At 57.0% G+C, this 19,770-nt stretch carries 20 protein-coding genes and 1 tRNA gene; 5 read left to right on the forward strand and 16 right to left on the reverse strand.

The window, feature by feature from the left end; all coding sequences use genetic code 11:
* The 5 genes from KJ653_03015 to KJ653_03035 form a co-directional block, all read right to left on the reverse strand.
* A partial coding sequence (locus KJ653_03015) for a beta-lactamase family protein (GenBank protein MBU0684808.1) occupies positions 1-1,588 on the reverse strand: 1,588 nt, incomplete at its 3' end.
* Between the two features lie 32 nt (positions 1,589-1,620).
* Positions 1,621-1,692 (reverse strand) — tRNA-Gly (locus KJ653_03020).
* An 85-nt stretch (positions 1,693-1,777) separates the two neighbouring features.
* Positions 1,778-2,035 carry a UPF0147 family protein gene (locus KJ653_03025; protein ID MBU0684809.1) on the reverse strand — a complete coding sequence of 86 codons (258 nt, stop codon included), beginning with the start codon at positions 2,033-2,035 and terminating at the stop codon, positions 1,778-1,780.
* 47 nt (positions 2,036-2,082) lie between these two features.
* Positions 2,083-2,424: an Lrp/AsnC ligand binding domain-containing protein gene (locus KJ653_03030; GenBank protein ID MBU0684810.1), complete on the reverse strand. Its 342-nt coding sequence runs from the start codon at positions 2,422-2,424 to the stop codon at positions 2,083-2,085.
* Between the two features lie 132 nt (positions 2,425-2,556).
* The gene (locus tag KJ653_03035) at positions 2,557-2,727 is read right to left on the reverse strand and encodes a hypothetical protein (GenBank protein ID MBU0684811.1); all 171 of its coding nucleotides are present in this window, start codon (positions 2,725-2,727) and stop codon (positions 2,557-2,559) included.
* Between the two features lie 299 nt (positions 2,728-3,026).
* Here KJ653_03035 and ileS point away from each other — a divergent pair, with 299 nt between their 5' ends.
* Positions 3,027-6,119, forward strand: coding sequence for an isoleucine--tRNA ligase (ileS, locus tag KJ653_03040; protein ID MBU0684812.1), 3,093 nt, complete (start codon positions 3,027-3,029; stop codon positions 6,117-6,119).
* On the opposite strand, the gene KJ653_03045 is transcribed toward ileS, so the two are convergent.
* Positions 6,106-6,585: a GNAT family N-acetyltransferase gene (locus tag KJ653_03045; GenBank protein MBU0684813.1), complete on the reverse strand. Its 480-nt coding sequence runs from the start codon at positions 6,583-6,585 to the stop codon at positions 6,106-6,108. The two genes, ileS and KJ653_03045, sit on opposite strands and share 14 nt — an antisense overlap.
* A 75-nt stretch (positions 6,586-6,660) precedes the next feature.
* Between KJ653_03045 and asnS the strand changes: the two genes are divergently transcribed.
* A complete protein-coding gene (gene asnS, locus KJ653_03050; GenBank protein MBU0684814.1) occupies positions 6,661-7,950 on the forward strand; it encodes an asparagine--tRNA ligase in 1,290 nt (429 codons plus the stop codon).
* Positions 7,951-7,955: 5 nt separating this feature from the next.
* Here asnS and KJ653_03055 read toward each other — a convergent pair whose 3' ends face one another.
* The 5 genes from KJ653_03055 to KJ653_03075 form a co-directional block, all read right to left on the reverse strand.
* Positions 7,956-8,978: a M20/M25/M40 family metallo-hydrolase gene (locus tag KJ653_03055; protein ID MBU0684815.1), complete on the reverse strand. Its 1,023-nt coding sequence runs from the start codon at positions 8,976-8,978 to the stop codon at positions 7,956-7,958.
* A 46-nt stretch (positions 8,979-9,024) separates the two neighbouring features.
* Positions 9,025-10,053 (reverse strand): M42 family metallopeptidase, encoded by a 1,029-nt coding sequence (locus tag KJ653_03060; GenBank protein ID MBU0684816.1) that lies wholly within the window; start codon positions 10,051-10,053, stop codon positions 9,025-9,027.
* 13 nt (positions 10,054-10,066) lie between these two features.
* Entirely contained in the window at positions 10,067-11,218 is a 1,152-nt protein-coding gene (gene gcvT / locus KJ653_03065) for a glycine cleavage system aminomethyltransferase GcvT (protein MBU0684817.1), read from the reverse strand.
* Between the two features lie 75 nt (positions 11,219-11,293).
* Positions 11,294-11,866 (reverse strand): DUF835 domain-containing protein, encoded by a 573-nt coding sequence (locus tag KJ653_03070; protein MBU0684818.1) that lies wholly within the window; start codon positions 11,864-11,866, stop codon positions 11,294-11,296.
* A gap of 62 nt (positions 11,867-11,928) precedes the next feature.
* Entirely contained in the window at positions 11,929-13,098 is a 1,170-nt protein-coding gene (locus KJ653_03075) for an AAA family ATPase (protein MBU0684819.1), read from the reverse strand.
* 131 nt (positions 13,099-13,229) lie between these two features.
* On the opposite strand from KJ653_03075, the gene KJ653_03080 reads away from it, so the two are divergent.
* Positions 13,230-13,577 carry a hypothetical protein gene (locus KJ653_03080; protein ID MBU0684820.1) on the forward strand — a complete coding sequence of 116 codons (348 nt, stop codon included), beginning with the start codon at positions 13,230-13,232 and terminating at the stop codon, positions 13,575-13,577.
* 113 nt (positions 13,578-13,690) lie between these two features.
* Here KJ653_03080 and rpl12p read toward each other — a convergent pair whose 3' ends face one another.
* Genes rpl12p through KJ653_03095 form a run of 3 tightly spaced genes read right to left on the reverse strand, consistent with a single transcriptional unit; the run spans position 13,691 to position 15,662 of the window.
* Positions 13,691-13,996: a 50S ribosomal protein P1 gene (gene rpl12p, locus KJ653_03085; GenBank protein MBU0684821.1), complete on the reverse strand. Its 306-nt coding sequence runs from the start codon at positions 13,994-13,996 to the stop codon at positions 13,691-13,693.
* A 21-nt stretch (positions 13,997-14,017) separates the two neighbouring features.
* Positions 14,018-15,022: a 50S ribosomal protein L10 gene (locus KJ653_03090; protein ID MBU0684822.1), complete on the reverse strand. Its 1,005-nt coding sequence runs from the start codon at positions 15,020-15,022 to the stop codon at positions 14,018-14,020.
* Between the two features lies 1 nt (position 15,023).
* Positions 15,024-15,662 carry a 50S ribosomal protein L1 gene (locus KJ653_03095; protein MBU0684823.1) on the reverse strand — a complete coding sequence of 213 codons (639 nt, stop codon included), beginning with the start codon at positions 15,660-15,662 and terminating at the stop codon, positions 15,024-15,026.
* 217 nt (positions 15,663-15,879) lie between these two features.
* Between KJ653_03095 and KJ653_03100 the strand changes: the two genes are divergently transcribed.
* Together KJ653_03100 and KJ653_03105 are read left to right on the forward strand one after the other, a co-directional pair.
* Entirely contained in the window at positions 15,880-17,283 is a 1,404-nt protein-coding gene (locus tag KJ653_03100; protein MBU0684824.1) for an FAD-dependent oxidoreductase, read from the forward strand.
* Positions 17,283-18,575, forward strand: a complete 1,293-nt coding sequence (locus KJ653_03105; protein ID MBU0684825.1) for a zinc-ribbon domain-containing protein — start codon at positions 17,283-17,285, stop codon at positions 18,573-18,575. The genes KJ653_03100 and KJ653_03105 overlap by 1 nt, the downstream gene beginning before the upstream one ends.
* Here the strand turns inward: KJ653_03105 and KJ653_03110 are convergent, their stop codons facing one another.
* Together KJ653_03110 and KJ653_03115 are read right to left on the reverse strand one after the other, a co-directional pair.
* Positions 18,576-19,049: a 50S ribosomal protein L11 gene (locus KJ653_03110; GenBank protein MBU0684826.1), complete on the reverse strand. Its 474-nt coding sequence runs from the start codon at positions 19,047-19,049 to the stop codon at positions 18,576-18,578.
* 5 nt (positions 19,050-19,054) lie between these two features.
* On the reverse strand, positions 19,055-19,534 hold the full coding sequence (locus KJ653_03115) for a transcription elongation factor Spt5 (protein MBU0684827.1): 480 nt from the start codon (positions 19,532-19,534) through the stop codon (positions 19,055-19,057).
* Between the last annotated feature and the right edge of the window lie 236 nt (positions 19,535-19,770).

The raw sequence follows: 19,770 nt of genomic DNA on the forward strand, positions 1-19,770 counted from the left end.
CAGAAAGGACGGCGTGAGAAGCCTTCCCGCAGACTACGCAGTCGAACCGCACGCGCTCGGGAGAGGCCGCATCGCCGATCCTGAATGATCCATCGGGCAACCGCGTCATGCGCTGCTCTTTGCCCGATGGGTCCACGTACACGAGCTCTCCCTTCCGAGAGATTACCCGGAAGTTCGAAAACCATGGGTTGTAGGATCTGTAATGCCCCTCATATTCCTCTGCACCTTTCGGGGATCTCGTCTTCGAAGTGTTCACGCGACCGTGCTTCTCGTATACATCTTGTCCGTGAAGTATCCTTACTACTTTCCCGTTCTCCCTCTCGAACCGCATCATGAACAGGTCGAAGCTAGGATGGTTGACCAGGAATGCATCGTTTTCGCGTTTCTCCATGGCGAAGTCCTTCTTTCCAACGTTGAGGAAGAGTCTGTCACTGCCCGCCTTCACGCGCAAGCTCCTGCTCCCGCCGTCGAACAGGCCGGAGTATTCTCCTGCGTTCCCCACGCTAGGTTTGTCGGAAAGCCTTGGCACTTCAGGCAGTCTCATCCCAGCAGCCGCCGTCCTCAGGACTGAGAGGGCGAACCGTGCGACATCATCCACTTCAGCCGGATTGCTCACATTTGTGAAAGCTCCGACCCCGAAGCCGTCATCCATATCCATTCGAATCGACGAGGTGTGACCCACCATGCCGCCAGTATGCCCGACGTAGGTGTGCCCATCGGACTCTTCGATGCTTATCCCATAGCCGTAGGCGCCTTTGTGCAGATCGTCATCTGGAAAGATGGCTTTCTGGGTCAGGAGCTTGAACCCCTTATCTGATATCACCATGCCATTCGCACACTTACCCCGGTTCATCAGCATCCGCATGTAGGTGGCCATGTCCGATGGGGTCGAGCATATCGACCCGTCTGCGGTGTCACTCTCGATCCGGGTCGCGCGCACGAGCGGCCCTCCTATCGGCGAAGGCCTGTCGTCGTAGAACGGCAGATAACAGACCGCCAGCCGTTTCCTGATGTCATGAGTGATCGTGGCAACGGAAGTGTTCATGCCCAGCGGGTCGAACACCCTCTCCTGGATGGCCTTGTCGCAGCTCTTGCCGAGAAGCTCCTCGATGACCAGACCAACGACCTTGTATCCCACATTGGAGTAGTAGAAGTGTTCGCCAGGAGACGTCGATGTCTCGGTCTCTGCCAGGGCCAGAACCTCGGGGACCCCGGAGAGCCTGCATTCTGTCCCCATGATTATCCCAGCCGTGTGGGTGAGCAGATGATGAAGGGTGATTGGTTCGAACTTGGATTTCACAGAGAACCAGGGCAGGTATTCGATCACTGGTCGGTGGAGGTCGACCTTGTGCTCGTCATGGAGCTGCATCAGGACGATACTCGCGAAGGATTTGCTGATCGAGCCGATTTCCCACATCGTGTTGGGGCGTACTGGGAACCCTGATTCGATGTCAGAGTAACCATATGTCGATTGTCTCAGGAGTCTCTTCCTGTCAGTGATCGAGACGCCCAGACCAGGAATGTTCCATAAGTCCATCCACTGCTTCACGTACTTGTCGATTCGTTCGAAGGCGGGTCTTAGATTCATAGCAATCACCAGCTAACACTTGAACGCTAGCGTGCGGCCGCCGGGATTTGAACCCGGGTTTGAAGCTTGGGAAGCTTCAGTCCTAACCGCTAGACTACAGCCGCTCCGCGGCGAAAAGGCGCAAAATCGCATTTAAACTTATCCGGCTCAGAGTGTCCCTTTCTCACTGAGCCTCTTTCGTAGAGCCCCTCACTTGACGGTCTCTAGCTGGCTTATTATGTTCCAAATGAGGGTCCTGCCATGCAGGGGGATGTTGGGGTCGTTCGCCAATTCGTCCAAAATCATTATCGCGCTCGCGCTTCTGACGTCCAGGGCCTCGCTCTTTCGCATCAGCCTCTCCTTGGCATCAGATGCTCCTCTCCTGATATTTCTCGGCACGGAGTTGTCGTCAGCTAGCTGGTCCAACACCTCCATGATCTGCCTCAACCTTGTTTCCATGTCTGCCATAATCATCACCTGAGATGAACCTAGCCGCGATTATCGTTCCAGGCCTCCTACTTCTTGGATTCTTCTTCGAGTTCCTTGATCTTGCCCCGCTCCTTGAAGGTGGTCACGACCATGAACGTGCGCGTCTCCTTCACGCCATCTATGTCAGCTACATCGTCCACGATGAACTTCTTCAGAGCGGCGTAGTTCGGGAACCTGGCCTTCGCGATGATGTCCGTGTCGCCAGTGACCAAGAACACGTCCTCGATGTGCTCAAAACTTGCAATCTTCTGTGCCACTTGGTCCGAACCCTTGGTGTCTATCTTGAACGTGACCAGTGCTGCAACCTGCTCTTCGCCGTAGTACGACGATATGACTTCCTCGTACTCCTTCTTGTCCTTATCTTCCATGTCAACGCCCCCTTCTTTGGTGCGTCCAATTCCGCATTTGGTGCCTTCTAAGTGGTGTCAAAAGCTGGCGGATGAACAAGGGCGTTTCGAGCTCCTCCCCAACGGACTTCCTGAACCTGCCGGACCTTAGGGTCACAGCCGGGCCGCCTCGAACTCCTCCTGAAGGTCTATGATGACCTGCTCCAGAATCTCTTCGAGGCTTCCACTTCTGTATTCTCGTATCCCGCCAAGGTCGCTCTGTACTCTAGCAAGGTATGTCGAGTTGCTTTTCAGAAACTCCACGTTGCACAAGGGCTCTTCCATCGGTGTTCACCTTTCTCGGCCTCAGGCACCACCCCAGGCCATGGGTTGCACGGGCGCGCTATACGTGCTCTCGTATTTAGTATTTTCTTATCGCATGATTCTAGTGCCAGCATGTGCCGGACACCTCCGGGTTTGCCCTTTGCCGTGGCAACGATGCGCACACGGCCAAGGATTATATATCGCGCCGGCGGTTTCATGTGTGATGAACTCGGCAGACCAGCTTATAATCATCATGATTAGCTGATTCTTGCTATCAGTGCCGAGTTTGTGATGGAGTCCTTCTGGAGGAGTCTGTTGCGATGATAAAGTACTACAGGGAACCTGAAGGGAAGACCTTCCCGCAGCTGGAGGAGGAGATCCTCCGCGGCTGGGAGGACCAGGGCATCCTCCAGAAGGTGAAAGAGCGGATGAGCGGTGGAGAACCGTTCGTGTTCTGCGAAGGACCTCCGACTGCAAACAGCCGCCCCCACATTGGGCACGCGCTCACGCGCGCTGTCAAGGATGCCTTCCTGAGATACCATGTGATGAACGGTCGCAAGATAGTCCCCTACATAGGCGGATGGGATTGCCACGGTCTGCCGGTCGAGCTCGAGGTCGAGCGCTCGCTCGGCATCCAATCGAAGAGGGACATTGAGGCTCTCGGAGTGGAGAAATTCAACCAGTTCTGCAGGGAGAGCGTGGTCAGGTACATGGCCGAGTGGGAGCAGATGAGTCGGAGGATAGGATACTGGGTCGACTTCGAGAACGCCTATCTGACCATGTCCAACAACTATATCGAGAGCGTCTGGTGGTCTCTGAAGCAGCTGCAGTCGAAAGGCCTACTCACGAAGGGCCACAAAGTCGTGCCGTACTGCCCGCGTTGCGGCACCACTCTGAGCACTCACGAAGTCGCCCTCGGGTTCAAGGAGACCGAAGACCGGTTCATCGTCGTGAAGTTCAGGCTGAAGGGAACGGACATGAGCCTCCTGGTTTGGACCGCCACTCCATGGGCATTGGTGGGCAACGCCCTTTTGGCGGTCGACAGGGACCAGGAGTATGCGGTGTTCGAGCACGCCGGCGAGAAGCTTGTCGTAGCCTCATCCAGGAAGGATTCGTTCGCTCAAGGTGACAGAACCCTGTCAACCGTCCGAGGGGCAGATCTGATCGGCATGGAATACGAGCCCCCGTTCAGGTATCACGAGTTCTCCGGGAAAGGCTTCAGAGTGGTCCACTCGGCCGAGGCGGCGCACGAGGAGGGCACGGGCATCATGAGCGTCTCCCCAGCCTATGGCTCAGCCGATTTCGAAATTGGTGCCTCAGAAGGACTTGAGATATTCGATCCTCTGGATTCCGCCGGAAGGTTCACTGACGTTGTGCCTGGGCTCTCAGGAAGATCTGCCAGGGATTCCGACTCTGAGATCATGCGCGTGCTCGAATCGAAAGGACTGCTCTTCAGGTGGGGATTGCTCAAGCACTCGTATCCGTTTTGCTGGCGATGCGACACCGCCCTCATCTACAAGGCCCTCGATTCGTGGTTCGTCCGGACCTCCGACCAGAAGGCAAGGATCATCGAGCTCAACGAGGAGATTGAGTGGGTCCCCGAGACTTTCAAGCACGGACGGTTCGGGAACTTCCTCGCGGACATCAAGGACTGGGCGATCAGCAGGAGCAGGTATTGGGGCACGCCGTTGCCGATTTGGCGCTGCTCAAACGGGCATGAGATCTGCGTGGGAAGCCGGGAGGAGCTGAGCGAGCTGGCCACCGGTCCGGTCCCCGAAAGTCTGGACCTCCACAGGCCGTTCCTGGACGAAATCACGCTCAGATGCCCTAAGTGCGGGTCGGACATGAAGAGGGAGGAGGCAGTCATCGACTGCTGGTACGACTCTGGTTGTGCTCCCTTTGCCCAGTATCACTACCCCTTCGAGAACACCGAGCAGTTCGACACACACAAGTCGGTTGATTTCATCGCTGAAGGTGTAGACCAGACCCGCGGATGGTTCTACACTCAGCTGGCGCTGGGGTCTCTCCTGTTCGACGAACCCGCTTTCAAGTCAGTTCTCGTCCTCGGCCAGGTCCTTGACGACCAAGGGAAGAAGATCTCCCGCGCATCCGAGAATGTCGTCTATGCCGACGAAGTGTTCTCCAGTGTCGGTGCGGACGCATCCCGACTCTTCTTGCTGGAGAATCCGGTCTGGCAATCCGTCCAGTTCTCCAAGGAGAGAGTGCGGGAGACGATGGTCGGCACGCTCAACACCCTCCTGAATGTCTACGTCTTCTTCGAGTCGAACGCGAACCCCTATGAGTTCAGGATGCAGCACGGCTATGAAAGAACCCATGACCTGGACCGATGGATCGTCTCGCGGTTGCACACAACCACCAAAGAGGCAAGGGCCGGTTTCGAGTCACTCGAGGTCCACAGGACCGTCAGGGCCCTCAGGGGCTTCGTGGACGACCTGAGCAACTGGTATGTCCGGAGGTCAAGGAGGCGTTTCTGGGAGGAGAACGACCCACAGGATAGGCTTTCGGCTCACTGCACCCTGTATGAATGCCTCATGGAGCTGTCGAAGATGATGGCTCCGATCACGCCGTTCATCTCTGACTGGCTGTACAAGAGCCTGATGGGCACGAAGGAAAGCGTCCATCTCGAAGAATACCCGAAGGCTAACGAGAATCTGATCAACGGAACGCTCGAGAGGCAGATGGCCCTGGTCATGACAGCTGTGGAAGCTGGCAGGCTGGCCCGACAGAAGGTCAATGCGAAGCTCCGCCAACCGCTACCAGAAGTTGTGATAGCGGCGGATTCGGACAAGGCCTGGACCCTGCGAAGGTTCGAGAAGATGATCTCCGAGGAGCTCAATGTCAAGAAGGTCGAGTGCCTTGAGAGCAGGGACAAGATGGTTCAGTACGCGGTCCACCCGAACCTCAAGACCCTGGGCCCGAAGCTGAAGGAGGGCGCCGGGGAGGTCTCGAAGCTGTTGTCCAAAGTGAACGAGAACGACCTCGTGAAGCATCTCAGGGAGAAGGGCAAGATTCGTTTAGGCGGGTACGACCTCACTGAGGAGGACGTCATCGTCTCCGAGAAGGAGAAGCCGGGGTTCTCGCATGCTAGCATCGGGGACATACATGTCTATGTCGCATTGGAGGTCACCCAGAACCTCAAGCTCGAAGGCCTGTCCAGAGAGGTAATCAGGCGGGTTCAGCACATGCGAAAGGAGCAGAGGCTCGAGTTCGAGGATCCCGTGGACATCGAGTACTCTGGTCATCCCGACGTGGAGACCGCGATATCCGTTAGCAAGGAGCACATCATGAAGGAGACCCATGCCCGCAGCATCACAAAGAAGGAGTCGCCGGAGGGCGCTCGGAAATGGATCATCAACAAGCTGCAGTTGGATCTCGCCGTCAGGCGCTCCTGATCTTGGTCTTCTTCGGCTCGATGTTCTTCTCCATGATATGAGCGGGTCGGCCGACTCCATAGAAATCCTGAATGGAGGTCTTGACCTCGTACCCCCTTGAGGTATACAGCGAGATGGCTGGTTTGTTCATCACGTCGACCTCGAGGGTGTACTTGGTGAGCCCATGCGACTGAAAGACCTTCTCGCACTCGTCCAGTAGCGCAGAACCGACTCCGCCCCCGCGGTACTTCTTGAGCACGGCTATCGATGCGATCTTGCCTTCCCTGCCAAGGTCCGAGATCATGCACATTGCCGAACCGACAATCTCCTCCTTGTCTATGGCCAAGAGAACGAAGGCGTCGTCTCTGACGACGAATGCGCGGACAGTCTCGGCATTGAACTTCTCGGTCCCAAAGCACTCCTGCTCGATCTCGAGGAGCCCCTCCATGTCCCACTCGTCGGCCGCCCTGACTCTCACGACCAGCATAAGCACCTCCATGAAATATGTCCGTTACGCCTCATCCGAAGGGCTTATATTCAGTGTGTCTCTTCCAGCATCCAGATGGTTTCAGTCAAAGAAGCTTTGTCCAAGGACCGTGTCGGTAAGAAGGTCCAGGTCAATGGATGGATTTACAGGACGCGGAGCAGCGGCGGGATAGTGTTCGCCGTGCTCAGGGATTCGACAGGCATCATCCAGGTCACCGTCAAGAAGGGCACTGTCCCGGACGCGGAGTTCGAGAACGCGACCAAGTCCGGGATAGAGTCATCGGTGATCATCGAGGGCGAGATCGCAGAGGACAAGCGTGCCCCAGGCGGGTTCGAGATAAGGGCGAGTAAGTTCCAGCTCGTTGGCATCTCAGAGGCCTTCCCCATTACAGAGTACCAAAGCACGGAGCTTCTGCTCGACCTGAGGCATCTCTGGATCCGTTCGAGAGAGCAGACGGCCGTGTCCAAGGTGAAGGCCTCGCTCCTCAGAGGAGCCAGGGAGTGGTTCCACGATAACGGCTATACAGAGGTCACTCCGCCCATAATCACCGCCGTTGCGCCGGAGGACAGCACGACATTGTTCCAGATCAAGTACTTTGACAGGATCGCATACCTTTCCCAGAGCGCCCAGTTCTACCTTGAGTCGCTCATCTATTCGCTCGACAAGGTCTATTCGCTCACACCATCGTTCCGGGCGGAGAAGTCCAGGACTCCCAGGCACCTCGCGGAATACTGGCATCTCGAGATGGAGGCCGCATGGATGGGGAACGAGGGAAACATGGCGGTCCAAGAGCAGCTTGTGAGCGCCATGCTGCACAACGCGGTGAGAGAGTGCACAGATGAGCTGAAGCTGCTCAAGCGCGACCCTGCGACCCTGAAGAAGATAGAGCCGCCGTTCGAGCGCATGAAGTACGAAGAGGCCATGGACTTCCTCCAGAAGAAGGGCCACAGCGTCACCTGGGGCAGCGATCTCGGGGCGATAGAAGAGCGCGCGATCACGACCGACAGGGAGATTCCGGTCTTCATCGTGAACTATCCGAAGGAGCTCAAGCCGTTCTATATGAAGGAGAACCCGGACGATCCGAGGACATACGAGAACAGCGACCTGCTTGCGCCTGAGGGCTTCGGCGAGATCATCGGCGGGAGCGAGAGGGAGACGGACATGAACCTGATGATCGAGCGACTAGAGGAGAAAGGCGAGGGCCTCGATAACTATCAGTGGTATCTAGATCTCAGAAAATACGGCTCGGTCCCTCACTCCGGATTCGGACTCGGCCTGGAAAGGATCGTGACATGGGTCTGCAAGCTGGACCACATAAGGGATTCGATCCCGTACCCGCGTACTGTAGCGCGCGTGTACCCGTAGTGATTCTAGTCTCCTGCCATTCTCGTGCAGAATTCCGTGTACAGCTCCGCAGCCCTGACTATCTGAGACACCTCGACGTACTCATCGTTGCAGTGGCAGATGTCGTTACTTCCGGGGCCGCAAATCATCAGGACGTCGTTGGCTGGCTTGAACATGACCATTTCGGTAGCGTAGGGCACCGCGGTGACCTTCGCCTTCGGCCCGATGACGCTTTTCATCGTACGAACTGCGAGCGAATTCGGATCCGTTCCGACCGGGTCGAGCTCATGGATGATCTTCAGGTCGTATCCCTTCTTGCCGATCCTGTCCTTGACCAGCTTGAGAACCCTTTGTGTGTTCATGTGCGGCGGATATCTCACGTCGATTTCCACTTCGCAGCTATCGGGTATGACATTGATCCTTGTGCCTCCCTTGATGGTGTCGATGCACATTGTCATCTTGTCGTTCGGAGTCCTCGATGTTGTGACGATGTCGTCCAGTCTGTATAGCATCCTGAGCATCTTCACGATCGCGTTGTCCCCCAGATGGGGCATGCTTGCGTGGGCCGATACGCCCTTGGTGCTGAGGGTGAAGTGCAGTAGCCCCTTCTCATGAACGACTATGTCGAATTCTGTCGGCTCAGTCACCACGACTGCGGGTGCGCCCTTTATGGTAGGACTCTTCGAAGCCGCGCCCGCACCGATCATTGTGGTCTCCTCATCAGTTGTGAAGCAGAGCGAGAACGGAACATTTGCAGCGACCAGGTTCTCGGCTGCGAGCAGCATGGCCGTGCACCCCCCTTTCATGTCGCACGTTCCTCGGCCATAGACACGATTACCAACACACTGTCCCTCGTCGAACTTCCAGCCCTCACCATGGGGTACGGTGTCGAGATGGCCAGACAGTGCGACTCCGCCCTTTCTGAACTGCGCCACTATCGCGGGGAACCTCTTGTCGCCATAGTACTTCGGCTGCAGTCCGAGCTTCTTCAGCATCGACGACACATAGTCTACCATCGGTCTCATGTCGTCCTCGGACGTGCTCTTCATGAGGACGAGGTCGGTTAGGACCTTCTTCGCCTTCTCCTTCAGAGTATCACCTGCTCTTCACGCCCTTGGCGATTCTCTCGGCGATCCTCACGAGGAGCTTCGACGCGTTCTCCATGTCCTTGATGCTGGCGATCTCGACCGGGGAGTGCGTGTACCTCATGGCGATCCCGATGGGCATCATCAGGCATCCGAAGTCCTGCATGGCGGCGCCGTCGGTCGCTCCGCCTCCGGTGCCGTACTGGAGCGGTATCCTGGCTGCTTTAGCGACCTCCTCCACGAGCCTCCTCATCTTGGGAGATGCGATGGCCTCGTTGTCGAACATCCTCATTGCGGGGCCTCCGCCGATGAGGACCTTCTCGAAAGTCTCGCCCATGCCAGGGCCGTCAGTGGTCGTCATCGTGTCGACTGCGAAGACATAGTCCGGTCTGAGGTTGAACCCGATCACCTTAGCTCCCTTCAACCCTGTTTCCTCTTGGACGCTCCATGCAAAGGTCAGTTTGATCGGCAGCTTGGCGTCCTTCACCTTCTCCAGCACATCAAGTATGATGGCGCACCCCATCCTGTCATCCACAGCGCGAGCGCATATGAGATCCTTCCCGATGTATGTGATATCCTTCTTGAACACCATCGGGTCGAGGACGCGTATCCCGAGCTTCTCAGTCTCCTTCTTGCTCCTCGTCCCGACATCCACCCTGACCTCCTGCCAGGTCATGACCTTCTTGCGGTCGTCGGCATCTGTCATCAAGTGCGGTGGTTTCAGCCCGAGGACACCTGTGACCATCCCTTTCTGGGTCTTGATCTCGACCACCCTTCCGACCAGTGTGCGGTCATCGATCCCGCCGACTTTGCGGATCCTGATGGAGCCGTCTTCCTCTATTTTGGAAACAATCAATCCGAGCTCGTCCATGTGGGCAATCATCACCACCGAAGGTCCCCTGTCCCCCACAGTCACGAGCAGGTCGCCCAAGTTGTCCTCTGTGGCATCGAGACCCATGGCCTCGACCTTCTCCCTGATGCAGTCCCTGATGTCGTCCTCGAACCCGGAGACCCCGGGCACCTTGATCATCTCTTCCAAGAGTTCCTTCACATCAATCCCTCTTTACGAACGGTGGCTTGACGATTTCTGCCGTCACTAGGTTGTCTCTGATCTTGATCTGCAGTTCAGTTGCTGTCTTCGCCGTCGCTAGCGGGACATAGCCCATGGCGATGCCCTTCTTCAGCACTGGCGAGAGGGTCCCGCTCGTGACCGTGCCGATCTGCTTTCCACCAGTCATGATATCATACCCGTGTCTCGGAATCCCTCGTTCCTCCACGAGCATGCACACAAGCTTGTCGTAATCGCCTGCCGCCTTCTGCTGCAGCAGCGGCTGCTTGCCTATGAAATCGTGCTTCCAGTCGATGACCCAGCCGGGCCCGGTCTGGAGCGATGTCTGGGAGCCGTCGAAGTCCGTGCCCGACAGCAACAGGGCCTTCTCGAGCCTCAGGGTGTCTCTCGCGCCGAGTCCGATAGGCTTGAGACCGAACGCCTTTCCCCTCTCGAGAACCGCATTCCAAACCGCTACAGCGTCTGCGTTCTCGCAGACTATCTCAAACCCGTCCTCGCCCGTGTAGCCCGTCCTCGAAACGAGCGCCATGATGCCATTGACTGGGCCGTTCTTCGGTTTCCGGCCTTTCATCAGCACCGTGGTCGGGTTCGTGTCCTTGGTCGTGATCCTGTCCATCCTGACGAACCCGCCCCAGAAGAACTTGAGCGACGAGAGATCGGCCGAGGTCAGCTCTGCAACGACATCCTGTGCCGTTGGTCCCTGGACGGCTATCGTCGCGAGGTCCATCGACATGTCGTAGAACTCCTGCCCGTGCAGATGGCCTTCGACCCACTTCCTAATCTTCGGCGTCGTCGCGGCGTTAGGTACCACGAAGTACTCGTCTTCACCGAGTACCGTGACGATTGTGTCATCCAATATCCTACCTTGGTCGTCGAGTATGTGCGCGTACACGCATCTCCCGACAGGCTGGCCTTGGATGTCGTTAGTGCAGAACGTGTTGACCAGGTTTCCTGCACCCTGACCCCTGATGATGAAGTCGCCCATGTGGGAGACATCGAACGCTCCAGAACGCTCCCTCACAGCCATATGCTCGTCTATTATCGATGTATATTGGGTCGGCATGTCCCAGCCGGCGAACCAGACCATCTTTGCCCCAAGCGCCACGTGCTGGTCGTGCAACGGAGTCTTGTGCATGGGGCCTGCATGACGTCACCTGCCCAAAAGGATTGTCGACGTAAGCGATGTGTACGCGATAGAAACTAGGCGGGCTCATCTGTATTGGTCTATGAGCGTCGTGAAGTCCTTCTCGAGGCTGATGCTCATCGAGGGCTGGTCGATGGCCTCGACATTCCTCTCAAGAAGCGCCAGTTCCTTCTCGCTGAACGCGTTCGGACTTATTGGTATCAGGACGGTCGAGCGGCTCTGCATGACCTGTTCGTTTATGTGCTCGGCGAACCTGAGCACTTGCTGGAACCCGTTGTTGATCACGAGATATTCGAGGCCGTCTATGAGCACGACACACCTCTTGTAGCGCTCGATGAATGATGAGATGACGGTTGCAAGGGTGCCTATGCTCGTCGGGTTGTGGTGGTCCTTGCCCGGGGTGTGGCTGAGCCACAGAATCCGGGTGTCCTTGAGCTCGAACGCCTCCCTCACCTTCTCTGGGAACTGGCGGGTTACGCACAGGCCCGGGACATCATCGGATAGGCTTGATTCGAAGAGCTTGTACGCGAGGAAGGGCTTCCGCTCTTTTACAACATAGCAAAGACCTTCCTGTATGCGGACTAAGTCGTCAGCTGGCTTGTCATCGTCAGTAATAAGCCGCCCCTCCCTTCTAGGCATATGACGGAAGCGATTGTATATAAGGATTCTGACTTAAAGTACAGGTACCGTTCGCAAGATGTTCAACGCCTGACATTCAACATCTGACGCACGCGCTCCTCCAGCACCCTTGCGGGAATGTCCAAGAGGGTTATGACGGTGGTCTTGCCCGATATGCCAGGGCCGCTCTTCTTGGCGCTGACCACTCCCAGCATGTCCAGGTCCTTCATGAGCCCCCAGAAGGCCGTGTGCGCCCTGTGTTTCTCGTCGTATTCTTCGCAGGCCACCTTGTAAGCAGACTCGGCGACCCCCGTGGTTATGTACGCCTTTCCTCTGGAGGCCCTCGCTATGCCCAGCAAGGCGAGCTTCTGGTGAGTGTCAAGACCCACTAGCTTCGACTCAGTGATCGAACTGTACGCCTCCGCCTTGGCAGCGCGGACATGCTCGACCGATATCTTGCCCGCGTTCTCCTCGTCGGCGAGCATCCCGGACTTTTCGAGGATCTCGATCGCAAACCTCGCATCTCCCCACTCCGAGGAGACCTCCGCAACAAGATCGATCGAGTCCTTGTTGATCGCCTCCTCGTGCAGGGCTAGGTCCGCCCTCTGAGAGACAATGTCTCTCAGCTCCTCGACCGAATACCTCCCGAACTCGATGATGTTCGTCCGCTTGAAAGTGCTCGCGCTCGACGCGTCGAGCATCTCGAACACGTTTTTCTGGGAGATGAGCATGAGCGAGACGAGCTCCTTGCTCTCTACCTTCTCCTCGCCGAACCTTGTGAGCTTGTAGATGATGTCCGAACCGGCTTTCTTGAGGAGCATGTCGGCCTCGTCGAGCACGATGACGAGATGCATCTTGCGCTTCTCCAGGTCCTTCCTCAGAATCCTGAGCATCTCCGTGATCGAGAAGCCTCTGTCGGGAAAGTTCGGCTGGAAGTGGTTCACTATGTGCAGGACGGCGCTCGATTCGCTGTTCCTCTGCCTGCAGTTCACGAGCACCCAATCGACCGCCTTCTGCTGCTTCTCGGCATGATCCTTCAGGTCCATGCAGAAGCGCTTGGCGGTGGCGGTCTTTCCCGTGCCCACACTTCCCGTCAGGACGGCGTTTTGGGAGGAGTTGGACTCGACGACTGGCCTGTACAGCATGGCCAGCTTCTTCATCTGTGCTTCCCTGTGGACCAGCTTCTGAGGCACGTAGTCGAAAGACAGTGTGCGCTGGTCCTTGAAAACGCTCTTCCCTATTGTGTCCCACATCGGCTTCAGCTTCTGGATTCCGAGCGGCTATCGGCACGGTTGGTTTTAAAAGATTCGTGTGATGTCAGCGAAACACCTCATGTCAAGCAAAACGATTTAAGCTATAAATGCGGTCGATGGCCGGGTAGACAATGGCATCGGATGATGACATCATAAGCTCCGTCTTGAAGGGGACAAAGACAATGCTAAGCTCCGAGACGCTCCTCCTCGAGGCCATCCAGGATCTGGTCAAGGACGAGGTCAAGAGGACGATCAGGGATAAGCTGGATGCGAACCCGGAGCTGAAGAAGGAGCTCAAGGCGGCTATCCAGGACCTGATGGAGGCCAAAGTGCACGAGGCTTATGCTGTGCTCAAGATCGGCAAGGTCGGCGCCAAGATCGGTATCGAGATGGTGCCCCCCAAGCTCAGGAAAGAGATCGGGCAAGAGCTCGTGTCGATGTTCGAGAAGGAAGTTAACAGGATGCTCGAGCAGACCTAGGGCTGCAGCTCACATTCGACTTCGAACTGGTTCTGCGCGAACCATGGTCTTCTTCTAGTTCAGTCTTGTTTAAAGGAGACTCTGGAAGAGGTTTGAAAAAGAAGGATGGGGGGTTACCCGAACAGAGCGCTGAGACCCGCTGCGGCCTCGGCCTCCGAGACTCCCTTCTCCTCTTTCTTCTCCTCTTTCTTGTCATCCTTCTTGTCGGATGGTCCTGCTGCTGGTGCGGCTGCGACTGGCGCTGCCACCGCTGTGGCTATCGCCTCGTCGATGTTGACGCCGTCCAGGGCCGCAATGAGCGCCTTGACGCGGGCGGCATCCACGCTGACGCCGGCTGCCTTCAAGACACTCGTCAATCCCTCTTCCGTCACGGGCTTCTTCGCCGCGTGCAGGACCATCGCGCTGTATACATATTCCATTCTTCTGCCTCCTTACATCGGTTATCCGAACAGTGCTCCCAGGCCGGCCGCTGCCTCTTCCTCGGAGACCTTCTCTTCCTTCTTCTCCTCTTTCTTGGCTTCCTTCCCCTCTCCGCCCTTGTCCTTGTCCGGTTTCGGCGCGTTGCTCAAGGCTCCCTTGAGCTCGTCGTCAAGTGCGGCCGGTACCTTGGATGCCAGAGATAGCATCTGGGCGTTTGCCTTCGCGAGCATGAGTCCGATGGTTTCCTTGTTCGCGATCTCCGCGTTCACCGCGAGGTTGATCGCCTTGTAGTGAGCGTTCGCGAGCATCGGCCTGATGGACTGTTTTGTCGGGTACGAGATGAATACTGCAAGGTTCATCGCGCCTGCGGCTGCAGCGTTCATCCGGTCAAGTATCTGGACAAAATCGACCGCGAGCACGTCCCTCTTGTATATCATGCCGTCCTCGTAGGCGGCGTGAAGGTCAAGGCCGACCGTGAGCGGGAAAATCTCGAGCTTGGAGAGGACGAGAGCGACATCCCTCGGTATCTTGTCGCCCTTCTTGACGACAACCTTGTCTTTCTTGATGACGACCTTGCCCTGTTCGATAGCGGCGGGCAGACCCGCCTTCTGCAGCTCGCCCACGACCGGGCCTGGCTTGAACGGCGTATCGCCGGCCTTGATCTCGATGTCGTCCGGGGAGATCTCGCCCCCTCTCGCGGGCATCTTCGTCTTGGTCGAATCTAGCTGCTTGAACAGTCTGAACGGATTGAGGTCGGAGGTGACTATCGCACACTGGCCATCGATGCTCTCCGCCAGCATCTCAAGCCCTTTCTTTTCCTTGCCTGCCTGCTTCAGGGCGATCTTGAGCAGTGTGTTCTTGAGCATTACGATATCTGCCTTGCCCCTGAGGTTCGTCCTCATGGTCTGGAAGGCGGGTGCGGGGACGCCGTGCACATCTATCACGCCGACAACCCTGCTCTTGGTGATGAGCTTCGTGAGATCCGCCACGGCCTCCTTCTTCCACGGGGCTATGTGTGCGGTCATCTTACATCACCTTGTATGAAGGGCCCATAGTGGTTTTGACATAGGCCGACTGGATGTTGTTCTTGCCCCTCTCGAGCTTGGTCATGAGCCTCTTCAGGACTGCATCGAGGTTCTCCGCCAGCTTCTCAGGGGACATGTCCTTAGTGCCGATCGCTAGGTGGAATGTCTTCTTGTCTCTCGTCCTCACAGTGACGCTGCTCCGCAGCTTCTCGATTGCCGCCTTCGGGTCCGAGCCCGGCGGTATCGGCTTCGGCATCTTGCCCCTCGGGCCTAGGACGACACCGAGGCGCTTACCGATCGTGGGCATGAGCGGTGCCTCTGCGAGGAAGAAGTCTCCTCCGCGTGCGAATTTCCTGGCCTTCGCCTTGTCAGATGCGAGCGCCTCGATCTCCTCCGGCTGTATGATGAGGTCGGCCAAGCCCTTCGCCTTCACGGCCATCTCGGAGCTTCCGAAGACGCCGATTCTGATGGGCTTGCCTCGGCCGTTCGGGAGTATGATCTCCTCCTGAAGCCTGTTCTTCGGGTTGGTCAGGTCGATATCCTTGAGGTTGATAGCGAGTTCAACTGACTCCAAAAACTTCCTCTGCTTCGACTCGGCTTGAAGCTTCTTGATTACGTCGACGAGGTGTTGGTCTACCAATTTGTGATCCCTCCGGTGTAGTACATGCGAGCGCGTGGCTCTCCTACATGCCTAGGGAAGTGAGCGAATGCAGAAGGGGTTTATAATGCTTTGGAGGCTGTCGCACGACCGTCTGGACGGGCCTACGGGAGAAGATATCTCAATGCAGCTATGGCAACATGTATGCAAACAATTTAACGGTAACGATGTTATTCGCGACGTTGCTGGGAGATAGTTCATGGTCAGGAGGATTGTCATCGTCGGCGGCGGGTGTGGTGGAGCCACGGCTGCGCAGTTCGCGAGGAAGACGGATAGGACATCTGAGATAACTATTATCGAGAGGGAATCCTATCCGCAGTATTCCCGGTGTGGCCTTCCGTACGCCATCTCAGGCATCATTCCCGAGCTCACGAACCTTATAGAAGCGCCTGAGGAGAGGCTGAAGAAGAGTAGAATCAACATCCTTCTCGGCAGCAGCGCGACCTCGGTGGACAAGGAGAAGAAGATCGTCCATGTCCAGACCCCGGACAAGAAACTCGAGCTGCCCTACGATTCACTCATACTGGCCACTGGTGCGAAGGCCGTCGTCCCTCCGATCAAGGGAGTCTCCAAGGAGGGGAAGCCTGAAGAGCTCAAGCAAGGAGTCTTCGTTCTGAGGACCATCGAGGATGCGAGAGGGATCCAGTCCATTGGCCACAAGGGTAAGCGCGCAGTCGTGATAGGCGCCGGTCTTGTCGGACTCGAAGTGGCGGAGGCGTTGATGGTCAGAGGTTGCAGGGTCACTATCATCGAGTACCTTCCGAACTGCATACTCGCTATGGTCGACGATGATATGGCACAGATGATGGCCGATGCGATCGCGAAGCACGGCGTCAAGATGTTCACCGAGTTCCAGGTCACCGAGCTCCTCGGGGATGGGAAGGCTAACGGTGTCGTGGCAAAGGACAGAAAGACTGGCGAGGAGCGGGAGTTCTACGCGGACCTCATAGTCGTCGCAACTGGTCAGCGCGGCGAGACGGAGCTGGCTAAGCAGCTAGGATGTAGCGTTGGTGTGACGAAGCAGATCGTCGTGGACGACCGGTGCATGACCTGCGAGAAGGATGTGTACGCAGTTGGCGACTGCACTGAGTACCCTGACCTCGTCACTGGCAAGCCGGTAGTTAGCGGCCTCGGGACCATTGCAGTCAAGATGGCGATGGTCGCAGGAGTGAATGCAGCGGGCGGAGAGGACCACCTGCCAAAGGGGTTCCTGCTTACGCGAGCGACAGAACCGTTCGGATGCCAGGTCGCTGCGGTCGGCCCCACAACTCCTCAACTGGAGGCCTTCGGGATCAAGCCGCTGGTCGGTAAGGTGAGGTCGTTCACGCTTCCTGACTATTACCCCGGAAGAAAGGAGATTTACGTCAAGGTCCTCGCCCACCCGGTGACCGGCAGGATACTGGGCGCGCAGATCGTCGGTGAGGAGCGCGTCCACATGAGGATAAACGCGTTTGCAGTGGCAATCCAGGCGGGGATGACCGTCGGTGACCTGTCCAAGGTGGAGACCGCCTACTGTCCTCCTGCCGCGCCAACCGTCGACCCGATAACCATCGCATGCGAGGCCGCGAAGCTCAAGCTGGCTAGGGGTGTAGTACTCCGCTGATGTCAATAGCTGAAATGGCGAGCAAGTGCCCGAACTGCGGTGCTGAGAACCCGGAGAACGCTTACTATTGCGGCTGGTGTGCTGCGAGTCTGCGAGAAGAACCTCCTGTCGAGGAGCCTACCCAGGAGATGATTTCTCAGGTAGCTGCGCTGACTCAGACCGCCGTGGTGAGGAGCGCGGTTCTCAAAGTCCATCGCACCACATTGATTTGGTCTGGGCTCATGGCGCTATTGACCGCCCCATCGCTCTTCGACGAAGACAAGGATGTGTATGTATTGAAGGCTTCCTTCTTCCTGTTCCTGTCCTTGTTCTTCATTGGGCTCTATTACCTCCGGACGGGTGTGGCCGACAAGTACCTTCGGTTCATCAGGCATAGGGATTTCGTCGGGAAGCTGCTGGCTGAGACAAAAGGTTACAATGCGGTCCTGGCTCCTCAAGGCCTCGCGGCCGTTCTTGTAACTCTGGCGTTTGAGATGATGCTTGGGGTCGATTGGTCGGATCCTGTCTCGCTGGTCTTGTATGCGGCACTGCCTGTAATATTCGCTGCATTGTTCGGAGCCATCATACTCAGATCGAGGATCACTATTGAACCCGCCGGCATATGCACAGGGAACCCCAATGGGCCAATGAGGCCCTTCATCCCCTTCGAAAGCATCGAGCACATCGCGGTCTCAAACCGCATGCTAACGGTAAGACTCAACAGGCAGTCTCCTTGGAACATCTTCACTAGGAGACTGATTGTCCGCGGGGATGTGGCTCCGCTCGCCTCAGTCCTGAAACGAGAGCTGCCCCCGAGCAAGCTATCGATTGAAGGATCCATAGACACGATCTCTGTTACGACTCCCACCCAGACATGCCCTCAGTGTGGCGAAGAGTATCTGGTATCCGAGAACGCATGTCCAAAGTGCGGAACCGAAATACCAAGCACAGGCTATCTGTATGTTAGTGGAAACCTCAGCCAGCGTCCGATCTACGCCGGGATCGCGCTAATCGTTGCGGCATTTTTCCTGGCTCTTACAGGGTTCATCTTCATCGTCATGGAGGACGCAATCGTCGACGTCTACGGCAGCAGCCCAGGCATTTTCGGCTTTTGCGGGTCGATCGAGTGGCTTCTTGCTGTCATCGCGCTGTTCGGGGGCCTCTCGGCCATGGCTAGAAGACACTATGGTATGGCGAGGGCAGGAGCAGCAGCTGCGATAATCGGCATCGGAGGCCTTGTATCCTTGGTCCTGGGATTTGCGGCCTTGTTCTGGCTCAAGAAGTCGTCAGATGAGTTCGAAAAGAGTAGCTGATCAGAACAATCCTTGGTAGCCGCCCTTCTCTATCTCCTTGATGATTGCCTTGGGGTCCTTGCCGTCGACCGTGACGCCCATCGAGACGCACGTGCCGACGACCTCCTTGAACCTGGCCTTCTTGTCCTTGCCGAGCATCGAGTCCTTCTTCATCTCGGATATCTTCTGGACCTGCTCGACGGTGAGGTTGCCGACCTTGGTGGCCTTCGGGCTCCCGCTGCCCTTCTCGATCTTGATTTCCTTGAGTATAAGCGCAGACACCGGAGGCGTGCCGACCTTGATCTCGAACGCCTTCGTCTTGGAATCCACCAGAAGTGTCACAGGGACCTTCATGCCCGTGAATGCCTTGGTCTTCTCGTTTATCGCGTTCACGACCTGGATGACGTTGACCCCCATCGGACCCAGTGCAGGACCAAGGGGCGGGCCAGGTGTGGCCTTTCCGCCGTCGACCAGGACTTCGAGTTTCTCTGCCATTGTGTTCATCTCTCCTTCTCAAGGACTCTGACGTGATCTCCTCTGATCGTAACAGGTATGGGCACCATCGCCTCGAACAGCTCGACCGTGATCTCCTCTTTGTTCTCGTCGATCTGCTGGACCCTCGCCTTCTCACCCTTGAACGGGCCCGCGATGAGCTCCACAATGTCGCCCTCGACGATGCCCGACACTATGGGCTTCGGGGTCAGGAAGTGCTCTATCTCCGCGAAGCTCGTCTCGCCCTTCACGATGCCCCTAGTCCTCCGGACACCCTTGACCAGGTCCCGGAGACTGTCCGTGTTCATCGCCTCGACGAACACATAACCTCTGATCGTTGCCGGAGAGAGTATGGCGAACACGCCCGACGGCTTCGGCTTCGCCCTGCTGGCGATCGAGTCAGCCACGGTCTTCTCGTGGCCTATCGAGGTCTTGACAGCGAGCATCGACTGCCTCGCGGTCGCCTGCAAGGTCGCTACATCATTCATGCTCGGGTTCTCTTTGAGGCTCGCGTTGACGAGCACGGTGATCTTATCGCCGTACCTCGCGCCTGTCGGTGATGTGATCTTGAGAGTGAACGACTTCTCCTGGCCGGGCATGATCTCGAACGTGCGTTCGGTGGTCTGATCAGCCGATGGAGTGTTCTCCCACACGACACCGACCGCGTCCATGAGCTTCACGAACCACTCAGGCGCTCCCTCTTCGGTGGCCGCGAACAGCGTGT

The sequence above is a fragment of the Candidatus Thermoplasmatota archaeon genome (assembly GCA_018814355.1).
In the GTDB taxonomy this organism is placed as follows: domain Archaea; phylum Thermoplasmatota; class Thermoplasmata; order UBA10834; family UBA10834; genus COMBO-56-21.

Coding starts and splice junctions, on each gene's coding strand:
- KJ653_03025 (MBU0684809.1), bottom strand. CDS start 2,035: ATGGCAGACATGGAAACAAGGTTGAGGCAGATCATGGAGGTGTTGGAC.
- KJ653_03030 (MBU0684810.1), bottom strand. CDS start 2,424: ATGGAAGATAAGGACAAGAAGGAGTACGAGGAAGTCATATCGTCGTAC.
- KJ653_03035 (MBU0684811.1), bottom strand. CDS start 2,727: ATGGAAGAGCCCTTGTGCAACGTGGAGTTTCTGAAAAGCAACTCGACA.
- ileS (MBU0684812.1), top strand. CDS start 3,027: ATGATAAAGTACTACAGGGAACCTGAAGGGAAGACCTTCCCGCAGCTG.
- KJ653_03045 (MBU0684813.1), bottom strand. CDS start 6,585: ATGCTGGTCGTGAGAGTCAGGGCGGCCGACGAGTGGGACATGGAGGGG.
- asnS (MBU0684814.1), top strand. CDS start 6,661: ATGGTTTCAGTCAAAGAAGCTTTGTCCAAGGACCGTGTCGGTAAGAAG.
- KJ653_03055 (MBU0684815.1), bottom strand. CDS start 8,978: ATGAAGAGCACGTCCGAGGACGACATGAGACCGATGGTAGACTATGTG.
- gcvT (MBU0684817.1), bottom strand. CDS start 11,218: ATGCACAAGACTCCGTTGCACGACCAGCACGTGGCGCTTGGGGCAAAG.
- KJ653_03070 (MBU0684818.1), bottom strand. CDS start 11,866: ATGCCTAGAAGGGAGGGGCGGCTTATTACTGACGATGACAAGCCAGCT.
- KJ653_03075 (MBU0684819.1), bottom strand. CDS start 13,098: ATGTGGGACACAATAGGGAAGAGCGTTTTCAAGGACCAGCGCACACTG.
- KJ653_03080 (MBU0684820.1), top strand. CDS start 13,230: ATGGCATCGGATGATGACATCATAAGCTCCGTCTTGAAGGGGACAAAG.
- rpl12p (MBU0684821.1), bottom strand. CDS start 13,996: ATGGAATATGTATACAGCGCGATGGTCCTGCACGCGGCGAAGAAGCCC.
- KJ653_03090 (MBU0684822.1), bottom strand. CDS start 15,022: ATGACCGCACACATAGCCCCGTGGAAGAAGGAGGCCGTGGCGGATCTC.
- KJ653_03100 (MBU0684824.1), top strand. CDS start 15,880: ATGGTCAGGAGGATTGTCATCGTCGGCGGCGGGTGTGGTGGAGCCACG.
- KJ653_03105 (MBU0684825.1), top strand. CDS start 17,283: ATGTCAATAGCTGAAATGGCGAGCAAGTGCCCGAACTGCGGTGCTGAG.
- KJ653_03110 (MBU0684826.1), bottom strand. CDS start 19,049: ATGGCAGAGAAACTCGAAGTCCTGGTCGACGGCGGAAAGGCCACACCT.
- KJ653_03115 (MBU0684827.1), bottom strand. CDS start 19,534: ATGAATGATGTAGCGACCTTGCAGGCGACCGCGAGGCAGTCGATGCTC.